This is a genomic window from Dyadobacter sp. 3J3 (genome assembly GCF_009801115.1).
Classification (GTDB): domain Bacteria; phylum Bacteroidota; class Bacteroidia; order Cytophagales; family Spirosomataceae; genus Dyadobacter.
The window spans coordinates 249,362-266,780 of sequence record NZ_VTOL01000006.1 but is presented as its reverse complement, the minus strand read 5'-3'; the positions used below and the strand labels follow the sequence as shown (position 1 = coordinate 266,780).

General features: G+C 40.1%; 11 protein-coding genes, 1 tRNA gene and 1 pseudogene. 5 read left to right on the top strand and 8 right to left on the bottom strand.

The annotated features are described in order from the left end of the window. Nucleotides 1-8: 8 nt before the first annotated feature. Nucleotides 9-656, bottom strand: a complete 648-nt coding sequence (locus tag FZF08_RS15100; protein WP_200837093.1) for an HNH endonuclease — start codon at nucleotides 654-656, stop codon at nucleotides 9-11. Nucleotides 657-729: 73 nt separating this feature from the next. Here FZF08_RS15100 and FZF08_RS32295 point away from each other — a divergent pair. Then, nucleotides 730-1,521: pseudogene (locus FZF08_RS32295) on the top strand (recombinase family protein); the annotation flags it as partial. 725 nt (nucleotides 1,522-2,246) lie between these two features. Here the strand turns inward: FZF08_RS32295 and FZF08_RS15090 are convergent. From FZF08_RS15090 to FZF08_RS15060, 7 genes are all read right to left on the bottom strand, one after another. Then, nucleotides 2,247-2,318 (bottom strand) — tRNA-Arg (locus FZF08_RS15090). A 107-nt stretch (nucleotides 2,319-2,425) separates the two neighbouring features. Further along, nucleotides 2,426-3,097 carry an NUDIX hydrolase gene (locus FZF08_RS15085; protein WP_159470143.1) on the bottom strand — a complete coding sequence of 224 codons (672 nt, stop codon included), beginning with the start codon at nucleotides 3,095-3,097 and terminating at the stop codon, nucleotides 2,426-2,428. A gap of 29 nt (nucleotides 3,098-3,126) precedes the next feature. Then, nucleotides 3,127-3,810 (bottom strand): hypothetical protein, encoded by a 684-nt coding sequence (locus FZF08_RS15080; protein WP_159470142.1) that lies wholly within the window; start codon nucleotides 3,808-3,810, stop codon nucleotides 3,127-3,129. Between the two features lie 84 nt (nucleotides 3,811-3,894). Then, a complete protein-coding gene (locus FZF08_RS15075) occupies nucleotides 3,895-4,128 on the bottom strand; it encodes a hypothetical protein (RefSeq protein WP_159470141.1) in 234 nt (77 codons plus the stop codon). Nucleotides 4,129-4,341: 213 nt separating this feature from the next. Next, the gene (gene glgB, locus FZF08_RS15070) at nucleotides 4,342-6,348 is read right to left on the bottom strand and encodes a 1,4-alpha-glucan branching protein GlgB (protein WP_159470140.1); all 2,007 of its coding nucleotides are present in this window, start codon (nucleotides 6,346-6,348) and stop codon (nucleotides 4,342-4,344) included. Between the two features lie 162 nt (nucleotides 6,349-6,510). Further along, on the bottom strand, nucleotides 6,511-7,716 hold the full coding sequence (locus tag FZF08_RS15065; protein WP_159470139.1) for a dipeptidase: 1,206 nt from the start codon (nucleotides 7,714-7,716) through the stop codon (nucleotides 6,511-6,513). Nucleotides 7,717-7,835: 119 nt separating this feature from the next. Then, nucleotides 7,836-9,806, bottom strand: a complete 1,971-nt coding sequence (locus FZF08_RS15060) for a maltotransferase domain-containing protein (RefSeq protein WP_159470138.1) — start codon at nucleotides 9,804-9,806, stop codon at nucleotides 7,836-7,838. A 263-nt stretch (nucleotides 9,807-10,069) separates the two neighbouring features. On the opposite strand from FZF08_RS15060, the gene FZF08_RS15055 reads away from it, so the two are divergent. From FZF08_RS15055 to FZF08_RS15040, 4 genes are all read left to right on the top strand, one after another. Continuing rightward, nucleotides 10,070-10,651: an RNA polymerase sigma factor gene (locus FZF08_RS15055; protein ID WP_159470137.1), complete on the top strand. Its 582-nt coding sequence runs from the start codon at nucleotides 10,070-10,072 to the stop codon at nucleotides 10,649-10,651. Nucleotides 10,652-10,759: 108 nt separating this feature from the next. After that, nucleotides 10,760-11,776 carry a FecR family protein gene (locus FZF08_RS15050; RefSeq protein WP_159470135.1) on the top strand — a complete coding sequence of 339 codons (1,017 nt, stop codon included), beginning with the start codon at nucleotides 10,760-10,762 and terminating at the stop codon, nucleotides 11,774-11,776. Nucleotides 11,777-12,000: 224 nt separating this feature from the next. Beyond that, complete coding sequence (locus FZF08_RS15045) at nucleotides 12,001-15,480, top strand: TonB-dependent receptor (RefSeq protein ID WP_229216545.1); 3,480 nt, start codon at nucleotides 12,001-12,003, stop codon at nucleotides 15,478-15,480. Between the two features lie 27 nt (nucleotides 15,481-15,507). After that, nucleotides 15,508-17,322 (top strand): RagB/SusD family nutrient uptake outer membrane protein, encoded by a 1,815-nt coding sequence (locus FZF08_RS15040; RefSeq protein ID WP_159470133.1) that lies wholly within the window; start codon nucleotides 15,508-15,510, stop codon nucleotides 17,320-17,322. Nucleotides 17,323-17,419 lie beyond the last annotated feature (97 nt).

The following is a 17,419-nucleotide window of genomic DNA, read 5'->3' as shown; positions in this document are numbered from 1 at the left end:
ATCCGGCTCTAACCGTGCCCTTTTTCATACTCCTCAAATGTTGAATAATTCTTGTGTGCCTTTCCCTTGATTCGGGCAAGCTTGGTCCCATCGATCCTGAACTGTATATAACTTACTAAATCGGCGAATTTCCCTTCGGGCAAATGGTATAGCGACCTGGTAGGACCGATTTTAAATTGCTTTTTCAAAAGCGACGAAAATACCGCGTAATGAACCTTTCCTTTGCCCAGTTCATACTCCTTGTATTCATTGAACCTTTGAATCAAATGACTTACATAATTTGTCATTACAATTTCAGATCCGATGCAACCTGGTGGATATTTCTGCTTAACGGATTTATTTTGTTTAATCGAAATTGTATTATTGTCTCCAACAATAGCGTTGGCAATTGCTGCATTGAAATGAATGTCACCACGAGCCGGCAACCTGGATTTTGCAGAATTTAAAAGCAGGGAAATTTTTTTTGCCATAGTCTCCAATCGACTTATTTCCCCCTTGGTAATTTTTGAATGGCAGATCGGGCAAAGTAAAATCAAATTAGCCTGGTCGTTGTTGCCCGGGTCTTCATCAATGTGGTGTATTTCAAAGTGGCCTACTTCCGTATTTCCACAAAATGGGCACATCGAATCAACTTCCTGCTGAAGCACAGCTCTCACTAGATGCTAGTGGAGGAGGAAAAATTTGTAACTTTACTAGCATCCATTATTGTAGGAAATTTCTTTAAAACCTATGAACATGAAGAAGGGAATAGTTTATCTGAGAATATCGAATGACAAACAAAGTAATCACAGCATTGATGGTCAACAGATGATGATTCAAAGTTGGTGTGAGCGCAATAATGTCGAGATTGCTGACACATTTATTGATGAAGGTTTCAGTGCAAGAAATTTCGACAGACCTGACTTTAAAAGGCTCAATAATTTTATTGAGAAACATCACAGAACTGTAGATCATTTAGTCGTATTTGCTTTTGACCGTTTTAGCCGAGACGCTGGGGAAGCTATTGTTGCAATCAAAAAACTCCAGCGACAATACGCCATAAAGGTAGTTAGTGTCTCAGAAGGAGTCACCTTTGACGCTGATGACCCAGGTAGTTTCTTTTATGCAGGTCTTATGCTCCTTAAGGGAGAAGACGAAATTATCCGGAACAAGGTGCGTATGAATATGGGAATATACACCGCCAAAAAACGTAATGGCAGGTTTTTAGGTAAAGCTCCTTATGGCTACAAAAATGCACCGGATCAAAGCCGGAAGCCTATATTGGTTGTTGATAATGAGGAAACAAATATTGTACGGGTTATTTATAAACCTTTTCTTGGTGACACACCTATTTCAGCTATTGACGGCGAGGCAAAAAAACTCGGCTTCAGATTGAAAGGAAATGGAGCAATCCAAAGGATTCTCAAGAATCCGGGTTACTGTGGACTAATCTTAGTTAGAGCTTACCGGGAACATCCTGAGGAGCTTGTTAAAGGCATTCATACACCAATAATTGATGAGACTACATGGTATCGTGTACAGGACCGATTCAGGCCGCAAAGGCAAAATGTACAAATTACCGATAGTTTGCCGTTGCGCGGAGCACTTAAATGTCACTGCGGGGAATTTTTAACGGGTGCTGCCTCAAGAGGTGCGGGAGGTTCGTATTATTTCTATTACAAATGTAAAAAAAGTGGGCATAATAATATTTCAGCGGATAAAGCACATCAGCAGTTCAAATCGATAATGCAACAATTATCAATCCCCGTGAAAATTATGCAAAAGGTAAAAAAAGCATCTCTTCAAATGTTCGATGCAAAAGTTAAAGATCAAAAACAGATATGTATTCAACAAAAATTAGAGCTTGCTGAAGTTGATAAAAGGCTAAGAAGTCTTGAAGAAAAATGGATTAACAATCAAATTGAGTTTGAAACATATTCACATTGGCAAAAAAGCTTAACTAGTCAACGAAGAGCTTTAAAAGCTCAACTTGATGTTTTTGGTAGCAAAAGTGATGAGATATCAGAATTATTTAAAGACCAATTGAGCAAATTATCCGAATTGAAAACCATCTATCTCCAAGCTACAACTATTCAGAAACATCAACTAATAAAATTACTGTTCGACAACAGATTGCACTATAAAGACGGCACCTATCGAACACCTTTTTTAATCAATTTACTAGTCGATAACAATCTCAATATCAGCAGTTTAAGCGGAATTATTTTAGAAAAAAAAGGAGAAAACAATGATGTTTTCTCCTTGCGTGCACCCAACGAGATTCGAACTCATATCGTCGGTACCGGAAACCGAAATTCTATCCATTGAACTATGGGTGCTGTTCGGCTTAAAGCCTGTAACGGGGTGCAAATATAGCCTCTAATTTGATTTCTTGTCAATACCTGACAGAATTTATTGCAAATAAAAACTGAGGCTTCTTATGATGTTATAATCTTTTCAACAAATCCCAGTCTCCTACATCTTTCAAGTACATGAAATCCAGCAAGATACCGTTCACATTTGTAATTAATTTATGTCCTTCCGCGAATGGAACAACATGGGTGGTAATATGCTCATGATCGGAAATTAGTCCTTGTGTTTTGTTGTGATGTTTGGCAATCTCTTCGGCCGACAGTTCTATTTCACTATAAAATAAATACATTGCCTCGTCGCTCGTGCCGGTTGATGGGAAGAAAGGCTCTTTATTCAGTTCAACCAAGTCTTCTTTTCTAATTGAAATTCCGGTCTCTTCAAAAACTTCTCTGGCGGCAACAGAAGCGGCATCACTTTCACTATCAAGCATTCCCGCAGGGTGCTCATAGGTTAACGATCCGTCGCAAATCCTACGCTGACGAACCAGTAAAAGGTATTTATCCTTGGTTTCAATTTCTACAAAACAGATCAGGACACACACAACTTCACCTTTCAAAAAACAAATCGGTGGGATTTTATCTCCTTCAGGGGTAGTCGCGTCCGTGTATAAAAGGGAAAAAAGCACTTCTCCTTTCCCATTTCTGCGGGAATATAATTCATCCACTCTGTGCACGTCAAGGCCGTTTGTTTCAAGCCTTCCTTTCCACAGATTGTATTTGTGGGAATCTACAAGTTTCTCGTCCATATTACTTTTCCGCTGCCAATTACGGGTTACTAATTATACAAAGGGAAGCAGATCGCGACATAAGGCATGTCGTACGAAGTTGAAAAACGGTTTTGGTTGTTATCCAGCTTGACATCTGTTTTATAAGTTGTCCGACCGTGAACGTAACCCGCTTTTACACCTATTCTGTTAGTGATCCAGTAACGCACAAATATCTCAGACTGTCCGCTGTTTTTGTCCATACCCAATGGTAAAACATTAAAGAAATTAGGTGAACTTGGAATAAGAGAATTGTAATATTCCGATCCCGCGCCTTGTGGAAACGATTTTTTGGTATAATAACCTTTCCGTTTCACACCGATAGCGATACCGATAATATCTGTATTAGCACCAATATCAAATTGGCCAAATTTAAGCGTTACACCCGCCAAAATACTTAAACTGTTTACTGTCAGCCTTCCAAATTTCAGAGAATCTCCGCTTGTAAAGCTTGTTTTTGGTGTAAGAGCCTTATCTCCTACATAATAACCTGCTGTACGCGCTCCCCAGGTAAGATTGAACCATGGAAAACTACTTATACTTAATTCCTGATGATATCCGATTGATGGAGCCCAGGCTTTATCATTGTATCCTGTTCCCAAATCTACCCCGGATGTAACGCGGGAAGGATATTGTGCGTGACTTGCAACTGTACTGAGTAAAAATAATGCTACCGCTAATCGAATGATTTTCATTTGTAAATATTATTATTCCGGCGTAAAGGTAAAAAAATGTATAAAAAAACAAGTTTACATTTGCATCACCTTATTTTCCTGTCATTAAACTCCTCTTTTTTCACGTAAAATATGAACTTGTTCCAAACCCTCGTCTGTAAGGCTGGCTGTAATGTTATATCCCTGGTCTTCAAGTTTTGTAACCGTTACAAGTCCTTGCTTTCTAAGCAATTCTGTGGCTTCCTGAAACAAATCCTGGGTTTCAGTCGGGAATTCTATAAAATTCCTATCGGTTGCTGTAAGAAATAGCAAAAGCGCATCTTCAATTTCCTTAGTCATCTGTAATTCGTTAATAAGTAATTTTCAGTGATCAGCTCTGTGTCGGACCACTCTGCCCAAAATGGCAATTTTTATGCCCAAATCGCTTTTTCCAAATATAGCTCAAAAAAAATAAGGCAGAGATGTCTCTGCCTTATACTTATTGGATTTTTTCATAAAACTCTTTCGAAATACCCGACTTTTGCTGACACTTTAAAAATCCGGGGATTGAAATCATTTCGATTTTGACGTTTTCTTAAGAATAACCGCAGCCATGGGAGGCAGGTTAAGATGAATTGAATTTTCTTTCCCGTGCCACAGACTACTTTCCGATTTCACAGGCGTAGCATTCAATTGACCACTTCCGTAATACAACGTATCATCCGAATTGAAAATCTCTTCCCAGGTACCCGCTGAAAGTACACCAACCTTATAGTTCGGTCTTGGCACGGCAGTAAGGTTCAAAACGATCACTACATTTTCGTTAGGATCAGAAGCTTTACGGGCATAAACCAGAACCGAGTTTTCACGATCCTGTGTATCAATCCATTCAAAACCTTCGCTCGAAAACGAATATTCTGACAGCGCGATTTCTGTTTTATAAATTCTGTTAAGCGCTTTCATGCACTCTTTCATACCTTTATGCGGAGCGAATTCCAAGAGATGCCAGTCCAGGCTTTGCTCAAAATTCCATTCAGAAGTCTGCCCAAATTCACCTCCCATGAAAATAAGTTTCGTTCCCGGATGCGTAAACATATAGGCAAACATCAGTCTCAGATTGGCAAATTTCTGCCATTCATCCCCAGGCATTTTATTGATCAGCGATTTCTTACCATATACAACCTCATCATGAGACAGCGGAAGCATAAAGTTTTCTGAAAATGCATAAACGAGGCTGAAAGAAAGCTGATCCTGATGCCATTTTCGGAACGCAGAATCTTTCTCGAAATATTTCAGGGTATCGTTCATCCAACCCATCATCCATTTCATTCCAAAACCCAGTCCGCCTACAAAAACCGGACGGGAAACGCCTGGAAAAGCTGTCGACTCCTCGGCAATACTCTGGATATCCGGAAACTCGGTATAAGCAGCAATGTTCATTTCTCTTAACAGCGCAATCGCTTCAAGATTCTCTCTTCCTCCAAATTCGTTTGGAATCCATTCATTATGTTTTCTTGAATAATCAAGATACAACATGGAAGCCACCGCGTCAACACGAAGTCCATCCGTATGATAACGATCCATCCAGAAAATGGAGTTACTGATCAAGAACGATTTTACTTCATTCCGTCCATAATTGAAGATGTAACTTTTCCAGTCAGGATGATACCCTTTTCTAGGATCTTCATGTTCGTAAAGTGACGTACCATCAAAACGGAACAGTCCGTGAGCATCACCAGGAAAGTGCGAAGGAACCCAATCAATATAAACACCAATTCCTTCCTGATGCAGACTATCGATCAGGTACATCAATTCCTGCGGTGTTCCCATTCGGGAAGCACATGAAAAATATCCGGTGATCTGATATCCCCAGGATGGTGGATAAGGATGCTCCATTATAGGCATTAATTCCACATGGGTAAAGCCCATTTCCTTCACATATGGCACCAGCGTTTCCGCAATTTCCTTATATGTAAGGTAGCGTTCCGGATCTGACGGATCTCGTTGCCATGAACCCAGATGCACTTCATATACCGAAATCGGGGCATTCAGTTTATTTTTTTCCTTCCGGATTTTCATCCAGTCGGCATCATTCCATTCATACCAGGTATCCCAGACAATAGAAGCGGTTCTTGGCGCCACTTCACACCACAAAGCAAACGGATCTGATTTTTCAAGATGCTGCCCGTCGCTGGTTACGATCAGGTATTTATAAACCTCACCTACTCCTATATTTGGAATCCAGCCTTCCCAGATCCCAGAACTATCCCAACGGGCCGCAAGTTTGTGTTCCTCTCTATTCCAGCCGTTAAAATTACCGATTACAGAAATCTGAGATGCATTTGGTGCCCAAACCGCAAAGTAAGTGCCCGTTACACCTTCCACTTCCATTACATGAGAGCCCAGCTTTTCATATAATTTGAAATGTTTTCCCTGCTTAAATAGATGGATATCAAAGTCAGTAAAACGCGTTATCGTTTCCACCGGTTTTAAGTCACGCTTTGGCACCGCAACCAAGTCCTGTTCCTGCGAAGACGCTTGGGACGAATTCTTTTTGTTTTTAATGGTTGACTTAGTCATTGGTTAATATACAATTTACAATAATCGGATGAGAGTGTCGGTTTCACGGGTTACCATTTAGGAACCTGTAATCGCTTCAATTTACAATTTTATTAAACTATTTCTTAAAATGTATCTATTATTTCATATCTCATCTAAAAAACCAATGCCAAAGTACTTTCATTATATAGATTTACCTTTCTCAACAGCAGCCAGAACGCGCATAATATTCCCGCCCCAGATTTTTTCAATGTCTTTGGCAGAATATCCGCGACGCACCAGTTCTTCGGTAATCACACCGATATCACTTACATCATCCAGGCCAATCACTTTTCCTCCGCCGTCCAAATCCATACCAATACCAACATGGTCCACACTGGTCAGTTTGATCACGTGTTCAATATGATTAACTGCGTCCTGGATTGTTGGCATATCGGATTCGTATTTTTTAGCATTCGCCTTCATTTCTTCAAAAAGCGCTTTTTTATCTTCTGGTGATAAATCTGTCTGGCGAAGTTTCAGGCGGATCGCTTTCATCGATAATTCCTGCTGCATCGAAGGTTTTTTTACAAAACCAGGTACAAAATTAATCTGGATCACTCCTCCGTTTTTCGCCAGTGTTTTGATCATATCATCCGTCATATTTCTTGGCACATCACACAAAGCGCGGCATGAAGAATGTGAAGCAATCACCGGAACTTTGGTCAATTTAATGACATCATAAAATGTAGAATCCGAAACGTGGGAAATATCCACCATCATACCCAGGCGATTCATTTCCTTCACAACTTGTTCACCAAAAGGACTTAAACCATTCCATTCCGGTCCGTCCGGATCTGTTGAAGAATCAGCGATATCGTTGTTTGCAGAGTGAGAAAGGGTGATATAACGAAGCCCCAAATCGTAATAAAGTTTCAGATTGGCAAGATCATTATTGACAGGCCAGCCATTTTCCATTCCAATAAATACGGCTCTTTTTCCTTCTTTTTGCAATCTGTACGCATCTTTTGGGGTCGTGGCAATACCAGCCATTTCCGGGTGCAATTTTACTGCTTCATGTATTTTGTCAAATATTGCCAATGCTTTTTTCTTCGCTTCTGCATTTGCTTCCGGACTGCGTTTTCCTTGCCCGAGATAAACGGCGAAAAACATTCCGTCCATTCCACCTTTTTTCATCCTTGGAAAATCGATCTGAGAGCCGTCCTTGGCATAATCATGCTCCACGGAAACATCAAAACCTTCCTTCATCATATTGATTGGCACATCAGCATGTGTATCAATTGTTAAAGCTTTTTCATGGATTTTGGCAGCCTTTTCTTTAATCGCATCGGGAGTTGTCTGCGCCTGTGAAAGCAAAGGGAGAGCAAGTAAGAGTAGTAACTTTTTCATAAATTAAATAAACTGGTAAGAGTGAAAATTTTGCAGTTCCTTTCTGCGGTTTTCAAATTCATCCTTTTTTCGATAAAAACCCAATTCTTATTTGCCTTTTTCACAATTATACCAAAGCATTAGTAGATTTCTCCATGATAATCCTCAATTCTTAATAAATGGAAAGGCAAAATGTGCGGATCCAGCTCCACATAATTCCACTCCCCTCTCCACGTGTAGCACGCATCCGTGATCAGATCATGGGCAATAAATGTTTCGTCATGATTTTTATTGATCATATGAACCGGAACCTGCACCATCCCCGACTGACGATGATACGAATCAAGATTGACCACACAAAGCAGTTTGTTACCCGCAAAATCATTTTTCAGAAACGCAAGTATCTGGTCATTTTCAAGAAAACAGGTATGTACATTATTGGTTTTCTGCAAAGCCGGATTTTCCTTTCTTATTGCATTGATAAGCCTGATAAGGTAATTCACTTTTGTGTCCTTTTCCCAATCCCAATGTTTTATTTCAAACTTTTCTGAATTCCAATATTCTTCTTTTCCAGGAAATGATTCATAAACCAATTGTTCAAAAACAGGCCCGTAAATACCATAACTCCCGGATAAAGTAGCGGCAAGAAAAAACCGTATCAATTGTTGTGGCTCATGTCCGGATTGTAAATTGAATGGATTGATGTCCGGCGTATTGGTCCAGAAAATGGGTTTATAAAAATCTTTTTGAGATGAATACGCCAGTTCATTAATATATTGTTCGAGCTCATATTTGCCATTTCGCCACATAAAATACGAATCAGAAAGTGCGAAACCTGATTTGGAAAGTGCATTCATAACCTTTGGCCGTGTGAAAGTTCCAGCGTAGAAAATAAGATCAGGAAACTCAACGGTGATGTTTTCGATCAGTTTTTGCCAAAAATAAAATGGATGTTTTTCAGGCTGTACAACACGGATAATCTGAATTCCCCAGGAAATCCAGAGCCGTATGATTTCTTCCAAAGCACCATGAAATGCTTCTTCATTATCCTCATTAATTTTTATTTGATAAAAATCCGGCTGAACAGAAGTTAACTGGCCGGACGCGAAAATTTGTTCTGATCCTGTTTTTTCAAACCAGTCCGGATATTCAGAAACCCAGGGATGATCCGGAGAAAACTGTAAAGCAAGATCCAGCGCTATTTCAATATCCAGCTTCTTAGCTTCCAAAACCAGGTTTTTGAAATCCCCGATAGTACCAAGTACAGGATGAATTGCTTCATGTCCACCGTTAAAATTCCCAATCGCAAAGGGTGAACCAGGATCTGATTCATCTGCTTTTTGACCGCCATTTCTACTCTTTTTATTTTGAAAACCAATCGGATGGATCGGTGGAAAATGAAGCACATCAAACCCCAAATCAGCAATTCTTGGCAAACGTTTTACCACATCTTCAAAGGTCCCGTGTTTTCCAAAATCATCAGAAGCTGATCTTGGAAACATCGTATACCAGGAACTGAATTCAAGTTTTTTCCGATAAACCAATATTGAAAATTCTGATGTTTCACTGGATAAACGGTTATCCGGATACCGGTTCAGCCATTCGGTAAAACGAAAACTTCCAGCCAATTGCCCGGCCTCATCCACACGATTTTTATCTTTAAATAATCTCATGGCTTCCTTAATTAACGCCGTATCTTCTTTGGAAGCAAGTCTTGACATTTGTTCCAAAAGCTTTAAACCTTGGGGAATCAGATCAGCAATGGGAAGATATTTTTGCAGACGACGATTGATTTCCGTTTGCCAGGTTGCGATAGGATCAACCCAGGAAAAAATTTTATAAACATAACTTCCTGTTTCCTGAACCTGAAATTTCCCTTCCCACCGATCATTTCCAACAGGTTTCATGAACGCTATTTGCCAGTTTTTTTCTTTGTTTTTGTAAAAGATCCTGGCGGCCAATGCTGAATTTCCGTTGGTCAAAATATCAGCCTGAACAAATATAAAATCACCCGAAACAGCTTTGATAGCATATTCCCCATGACCATTTTCCGGACTGATATTCTCAATGATCACAAGATTCTGATTCAGGTTTGAACTGATATTTTCCATTTGGTTATTCATCACAAAAATTGATTTTCCTTTCACTGGAAATATTTATAAATATTAGTAAATAAATATCAAATCATAAGACATTTCGAATAAGTTTTGTCAAACATTATAATTGATTTCATCCCCGTTTTCAGAGATTAATTTTAAACTGTAAACATTTTCTACTCTATCATCAGGTAAATATTGTGCCCGGGCGACTTTGCGTATTAAGTGTATATATTAGAATTGTTATAAAAGAAATTTTACACCTACTCTTAACAAATTTGACACCGCAGAATAATTATATTTCCGACAACGAGTTGGTAAAACTCATCTGCCAACATAATGACGAGCTCGCATTCAGCAAGTTATATGAAAGACATGCGCGCCTTTTGGTACATACTGCTATCCGGAAAACCGGCACAAAAACGGTGGCAGAAGATCTGGTTCAGGAAGTATTTTTTAAATTTTGGCTGGGAAGGCATAAATTCGATATACAAAAAAATGCCCAGGCCTATTTACAAGGCATGTTGAAAAATAATATTATCAGCCACTATTACAAACAGCAGCGTCAGCGTGTTTTTTCAATTGATGACGTGGAATCTCCGGCAGATGACTTTACACAGGAAAATCTGGATTACAACCTTCTAAGTGAATTTTACGAGCAATCACTATTAAAACTTCCAGAAAAATGCCGTCAGGTTTTTGTACTTAGCCGTAAGGGTTACAGCCTGAAAGAAATTGCCTCCACGCTCGAAATTTCGGAAAAAACTGTTGAAGCGCACATCACCAAAGCACTTAGAATTCTGCGTGTCGAAATGAAAGATTATATTGCTTTCATACTAATTAGCACAGTTTTTATTTAATCAATTCAATTTTTTAAAAATAAATTCATATTTTACTAAGGGATAAGTATTCATTTAGCAGACTGTATAAGTAAACCAGTTTTAATAAGTGTAAAACTTACACATAAAATGAATTCCAATATTCCTTCTTCCGAGATCTTAAAAAAATATCTGACTAACGTTTGCAGCGTCGAGGAGCGGACTCTCGTAGATGCCTGGTATCAAAAGCTGAATCTTGATTCCGGCGAAACATTTTTAAAATCCGAACAATCTGAGCTATATCAACGCATTCAAAATCAGATTTATCAAGAAGAAAGTCTTTCCAGCGCTCCAAAAATAATCCCATTGCGTATCTGGACTTTCGTTCGTGCGGTGGCAGCTGTCATTATTCTTGGTCTCGGTTTTCTTTATTTTTCCTACAACAATTTAAAAGATAAAGATCTGGCTAAAATCAACACTGATTCATCCATCGTCACATTTAAAAATAACCAGAAAAAAATAATCCGTTATCCACTCCCCGATCATAGTATTGTTTGGCTTCAACCCGGCGCAAGTCTGTCACATCCTTCAAGTTTTAATCCAAACAAAAACAGGGAAATCCGGTTTAGCGGCGAAGGTTTTTTTGATATAAGCCATGACAAAGAGCATCCCTTTATTGTGAATTGCGGCAGAGTCAAAACGCAGGTATTGGGCACAACCTTCAATGTCCAGGCAAATGATAATGAATCGACTTTCAAGGTTTCAGTTGTAACAGGAAGCGTTGCCGTGAGTACACCAAACAGAAAAAATAAAATAGAAACGGTTATTCTCAAACCAAAAGACCAAGCCATTTATGAAAAAGAATCGCAAAATATTACCGTTAATGTGCTGGAACATGCTGCTTTGATCCATGAAAACTGGCAATCCGTTTCGCTTACTTTTGATGAAACTCCAATGAGCGAAGTCGCAAGTCGTTTACAGCAAACTTTTAAGATAAAAATTGAATTCGCCAATCTCCATATCAAAAAATGCCGGTTAAAAGTTGATTTCAACAATCAGCGGTTATCAGAGATATTGGATATGATCGACATTTTGTTAGGAACGACCTATGAAATTGACGGAAGCAAAATCACGATTAAAGGTGAAGGATGTAAGAGTAAGGGTTAATGGTTAATTATCAATTTAATAAATCATTTTTTTAAATGCGTATGATGACATAGAAAAATTATCAGAATCAGATGAAAATTCCAGGTCAAAAAAAATCAGGAGCGCTTGCAACACTCCTGATGGTAAAATGACCAGGAATCCCAAGAACGTGCAGTTCAGATTTATCGCCTTTCGGCGAGTTACAGGATCGTTGTTTCCAACACTAATCAATTCTCAGTAAAATTATGAAAAAACATCTTCATCCACGGCATGGATTGCTATTCAAAATCATGCGTTTAACTTTTTATCAACTCGTTTGCATCGGTCTGCTGTCGGCTATGGCTTATGCGCACAATTCACCTGCTCAGGATTTGCTGAACAGAGGTGTCACTATTCAACTAAAAAATGTCACGCTTCAGGAGGCATTGACTAAACTTGAACAGGGAGCAAAAATACGCTTTGCGTACAGCAGTGACCTTGTTAATATGGAAAAGCCGGTAAATCTCACTGCTGAAAATCAGAAACTGGCAGTTATTCTGGACCGGTTATTGATTCCAATGGGCATAGCGTACCGGGTCCATAATGACCAGATTTTATTGTCAAAAGCACAGAAAAAAACTTCTGAAATAATTTCGACAGAAACGCTTTTAGCGGCTATTCCGGTTGAAATTAATGTTTCAGGAACTGTGAAAGCTGCTGAAAACAGCGAGCCACTTCCGGGTGTAAGCATTATCCTGAAAGGAACGCAACGCGGAACCACAACGGATGTCAATGGAAAATTTCAGCTTGATGTCCCGGACGGAAATGCTGTTTTGATACTATCCTTTGTAGGATATATTTCGCAGGAAATTGTTGTAGGAAACCGGACAACGCTTGATTTATCCCTGAAAGCAGACACCAAAGCACTCGACGAAGTAGTGGTTGTGGGATACGGAACGCAGAAAAAATCTACGCTGACAGGTGCCGTAGCTTCGATAAAAGGAGGCGAAATTGCAGAAACTCCGGTTCCGAATATTTCAAATTCCATGGCAGGGAAAGTAGCCGGTGTAAGTATGCGGCCCAATGGCGGGCAGCCAGGATCGGATTCACCAGACATTCACATCCGGGGTATAGGCACTACCGGCAACAACAAACCGCTGATTGTGGTTGACGGAATTATCCGTGACAACATCAATCAGATTGACCCGACGGCCATTGAAACAATATCGATTTTGAAGGACGCGGCAGCGGTTGCACCTTACGGTTTGGGAGGTGCCAATGGTGTAGTTTTGATCACAACGAAAAAAGGAAAAACAGGCGCACCAAGTCTATCGTTCAGCAGCTATTATGGCACGCAAACGCCGACTTATTATCCCAAATTATTGACTGCACAGGATTACATGCGGTTGAAAAACGAGGCGTATCTGAATGAAAATCCAACGGGAACGCAGCAGCCTTTTGCAAACGACCTGATTGAAAATTACGCCAGTCTGAATGCAAAAGATCCGGATCTTTATCCAATCAGTAATACCAAAAAGCTTGTCAACATGCATGCGCCGATGCAGAATTATAATCTGCAACTAAGCGGTGGCACCGATAAAATAAAGTACTATGCCGGTCTTGGATTTTTGCAGCAGAAAGGAATGTTTGATCCGGTTAAATATACTCGCTACAACTATAACCTGAACCTGGAAGCGCAGGCGACAAAAACAACAACGATTTCCCTGGCGTTGATCGGGTCGATTGAAAATACAAAATCAGTTGATGACGCTGTTTCTGCGACAAACCTTTTCCGTAACGGATTCAAATATATTCCGATCCGCAGCCTTTATTACAGCAATGGATTGTGGGGAGAATTTGCAGGTAATTCTCCGGTTGGAGTATTGAATGCTGGTTATTTAAAAAATACCAACAACACATTACTGACCACTATCGCGATTGAGCAAAAACTTCCTTTTATTAAAGGTTTGAGCATGAAAGGTACTTTCAGCTATGACCCAAATCAGCGTACAACAAAAGGATGGCACACACCTTTTTATTATTACACCCAAAATACAAACGTAACGCCTTACACCTACAACAAAGAAATTTCTACTTCAGAAGGTGGTGCCCCGTCTTTTACTTACCTGAGACAGGAATATAGAAAAACACAAACTTTCAGCTATCAGGCTTATCTGAACTACCATAATTCTTTTGGCAAACATGATTTTACCGGTTTGCTGGTGGCAGAAGCCCGGAATAATACCTATGAAATTTTCGCCGCCAGACGGAATAATTTCGCCATCAATGTAGATGAACTCGACATGGGAAGTTCCAACAAAAACGATTTTGATAATTCAGGAACTTCATCCACCGGAAGCCAGATCGGTTACGTTTACAGACTTGGTTACGCCTATGCCGGAAAATATTTATTTGAAGCATCCGGGCGTTATGACGGACACTATTATTTCGCTCCGGGAAAACGCTACGGTTATTTCCCCGCATTTTCTGTCGGCTGGGTATTGTCAGAAGAAGACTTTATCAAGAAAAATCTACCAATGGTCGATAATCTGAAATTGAGAGGATCATGGGGAAAATCGGGAAATCTGGCAGGAACAGCATTTCAATATCTGACCGGATACAATTTGTACGGAAACGCGTATGCGCTCGGTACCGGTTCGATGGTTCAGGGTTCTTACATTCCTAACGAAGCCAATAAAAACATTACCTGGGAAATTTCCACTAAAACAGACGTCGGTTTTGAAGCTTCATTATGGAGAGGTTTATTGAATGTTGAAGTTGATTATTTCCATGAAAAAAGAACAGGAATGCTTTTGCCGCCGGCAGTGAGTGTGCCTGTGGAATACGGTCTGGGACTTGCGGATGACAATGCCGGTATTATGACTAATGGAGGATTCGAGTTCAGTCTGGGTACGACGCACAAATTCGCCAACGGGTTAAAACTTGGTTTCAACGGAAACATGAGTTATTCCAAAAACAAAATGGTCCAGGTTTTTGAAACCGCTGCTACGCGCAACAATCCAAACCGCAGCAGAACAGGCAGACCTTTCGGTACACCATTTGGCTATCATGCCCTCGGAATATTCGGAACGGCGGATGACAAAAATGACGACGGCGTAATCGACAGCAAAGATGGCTACAACGTCGCGCAATTTGGTACGCTGCATCCTGGCGACATTCGTTATGCAGATTTGAGCGGTCCGGACGGAAAACCGGACGGTAAAATTGATGCCAACGACCAGACCGTGATCGGAAAACCTGTTTATCCTTTTTTAAGCTACGGGATAACACCAACCGCAAATTGGAAAGGTGTGGATCTAAGCCTGTTTTTTCAGGGATCTTCCATGGCCAGTCTTGATATCCGTCAATTCCAGACTATTCCTTTCAACAATAACAACAGTAATTCCAGCTACGAATATTTCGATAATCACTGGACACCGACTACGCAAGACGCGCGATATCCGAGAGCGACGCAGGCACCTTACGCAAACAATACGCAGGATTCAGATTTTTGGTGGGCAAGCACGGCCCATATCCGTTTAAAAACTGCGATTATCGGTTATACCCTGCCAAAAAGTGTGATTCATTCTTTGAAAATCCAGTCGGTAAGAATTTATGCTTCGGGACAAAACCTGTTCACTTTAAGCAAGTTGAAATTCATGGATCCGGAAGTAGGTTACACCGATCGCGAGACGGCTTATCCTAACCAGAAGGTATATGTACTTGGTTTAAATGTCACTTTCTGATCTTATTTTCCTGTAAATAAACAAAATATGAAAAATACTAAAAAGATCATTTTTACGATTCTGCTCGGGCTTGGCCTTTGCACAACATCCTGTAATGAAGATTTTCTTGAAAACGATATCAAGAGCCAGTTGACAGATGCAACGCAATGGGAATCAGAAGGAAATGCGGATATTTTCCTGAATGATATATACCATGATCTTTCCAATAAATGGAATTCACCGGAAAATCTTGACAATTTTACGGATGATAATGACGCCGGATTTTATTGGCGATCATATAGCTGGAAACAGGGAATTGTGGATCCGTCCGTGAACCAGGGATCGCCGATGGACAATGAATATAATACGGCGGTGATTACCAATTCGACAAACCATTCCACAGATTATGCAACCTGGGGAGCTGGATTTTACAAAATCAGAAAATGTAATTTGTTTCTGGAAAAAGTAGCAGAGAATTCGGCTAATTTTTCAGAAACTTACCTAAAACAACGCACGGATGAGGTCAAATTTTTAAGAGCTTATCTTTACAGCGAGTTATGGATGCATATCGGCGGCTTGCCTATTATTACCAAAACGCTGGACAGAGCGACCATGACTCCCGCAGAATTGTATACCAAACGCAGCACATTTGAGGAGACTTTCAAATTTATTACGTCCGAACTTGAAACCGTCGTCAACAATAAAGCTTTGCCCGTTAAATTCAATAATGGTGATGCAAATGCCGGAAGAGCCACTTTGGGTGCTGCTCTGGCGCTGAAAGGTTGGCTGGAATTGTATGCAGCAAGTCCGGCTTTTAATGCGGCAACGCCTGCTGTGGGATCTGATCCAAATAAAATGGCAAGCTTTGGGAATTACGATCCTGAACGCTGGAGAAAGGCTGCTGCTACCAACAAACAATTTATGGATACTTACGGCGGCACCTATGGTTTGTTTCCGGATGTTTCCGCTTTGTGGTGGGAGAAAAACGAATATAATGCGGAAGTTATCTGGGACAGACAAATCGTTGCGGTCATTATGGGTTCAAATTATGAACAATATGGCGGTCCGGTCTGGATTGATGGCGTGTATTATACCTGGGGAAATTATGATCCGACGCAGGAACTTGTGGATCAGTTTTGTATGGCAAATGGAAAAGCGATTTCAGATCCAACTTCCGGTTATGATCCGCAAAATCCTTACGTGAATCGTGAAAAACGTTTTTATGATTTTATCGTCTACGACGGCGCTCCCTACAAACAGGACTGGATGGCCAAAACGGATACGATTTACACCAGAATTGACAAAGTAAAACCATCCAAAAACCAGATTGATTTTGGTACCGATGATGTTGGAAATACGGGGTATTATTTCAAAAAGAAAATAAATCCATTGAAACCACGAGGTGGCGCATCAAGTGGGCAAAACTATGTTTATTACCGTTATGCTGAGGTTTTATTAAATTATGCAGAAGCACAAAACGAAGCAATCGGCCCGGACGCATCGGTTTATTCAGCCATTAATGCCATCAGAAAACGTTCGAATTTACCTGAACTTCCGGCAGGATTAACCCAGGAAACGATGCGTGCCGCCATTCGCAGAGAACGCCGTGTTGAGTTATGTTTTGAAGCAAAAAGATTCTATGATATCATCCGCTGGGCTATCGCAGAAGATGTTATGAATAAAGATTTGCATGGAATGAAAATTACAAATTCATCCCCCGCGGATAACAAAGGAAAATGGATTTATGAAGTTGTAGGACTTAATCATCCCCATGTTTTTCATAAAAAAATGTACATCAATCCCGTCCCGCAGGCTGTTCGAGATCAGAATAAAGAAATCGTCCAGAATCCTGGTTATCAATAAGATTTAATTTTACTTTTAAAATGCTTTACAGGCCAGGTAAAACTGATTTGTAAAGCATTTTTGTTTAATAATCATTGGTTTATTCCTTAATCTCCGT

What these genes read in the sequence shown, in the direction of transcription:
- FZF08_RS15085 (WP_159470143.1), bottom strand. Translation starts at nt 3,097, where the DNA reads ATGGACGAGAAACTTGTAGATTCCCACAAATACAATCTGTGGAAAGGA.
- FZF08_RS15080 (WP_159470142.1), bottom strand. Translation starts at nt 3,810, where the DNA reads ATGAAAATCATTCGATTAGCGGTAGCATTATTTTTACTCAGTACAGTT.
- FZF08_RS15075 (WP_159470141.1), bottom strand. Translation starts at nt 4,128, where the DNA reads ATGACTAAGGAAATTGAAGATGCGCTTTTGCTATTTCTTACAGCAACC.
- glgB (WP_159470140.1), bottom strand. Translation starts at nt 6,348, where the DNA reads ATGACTAAGTCAACCATTAAAAACAAAAAGAATTCGTCCCAAGCGTCT.
- FZF08_RS15065 (WP_159470139.1), bottom strand. Translation starts at nt 7,716, where the DNA reads ATGAAAAAGTTACTACTCTTACTTGCTCTCCCTTTGCTTTCACAGGCG.
- FZF08_RS15060 (WP_159470138.1), bottom strand. Translation starts at nt 9,806, where the DNA reads ATGGAAAATATCAGTTCAAACCTGAATCAGAATCTTGTGATCATTGAG.
- FZF08_RS15050 (WP_159470135.1), top strand. Translation starts at nt 10,760, where the DNA reads ATGAATTCCAATATTCCTTCTTCCGAGATCTTAAAAAAATATCTGACT.
- FZF08_RS15045 (WP_229216545.1), top strand. Translation starts at nt 12,001, where the DNA reads ATGAAAAAACATCTTCATCCACGGCATGGATTGCTATTCAAAATCATG.
- FZF08_RS15040 (WP_159470133.1), top strand. Translation starts at nt 15,508, where the DNA reads ATGAAAAATACTAAAAAGATCATTTTTACGATTCTGCTCGGGCTTGGC.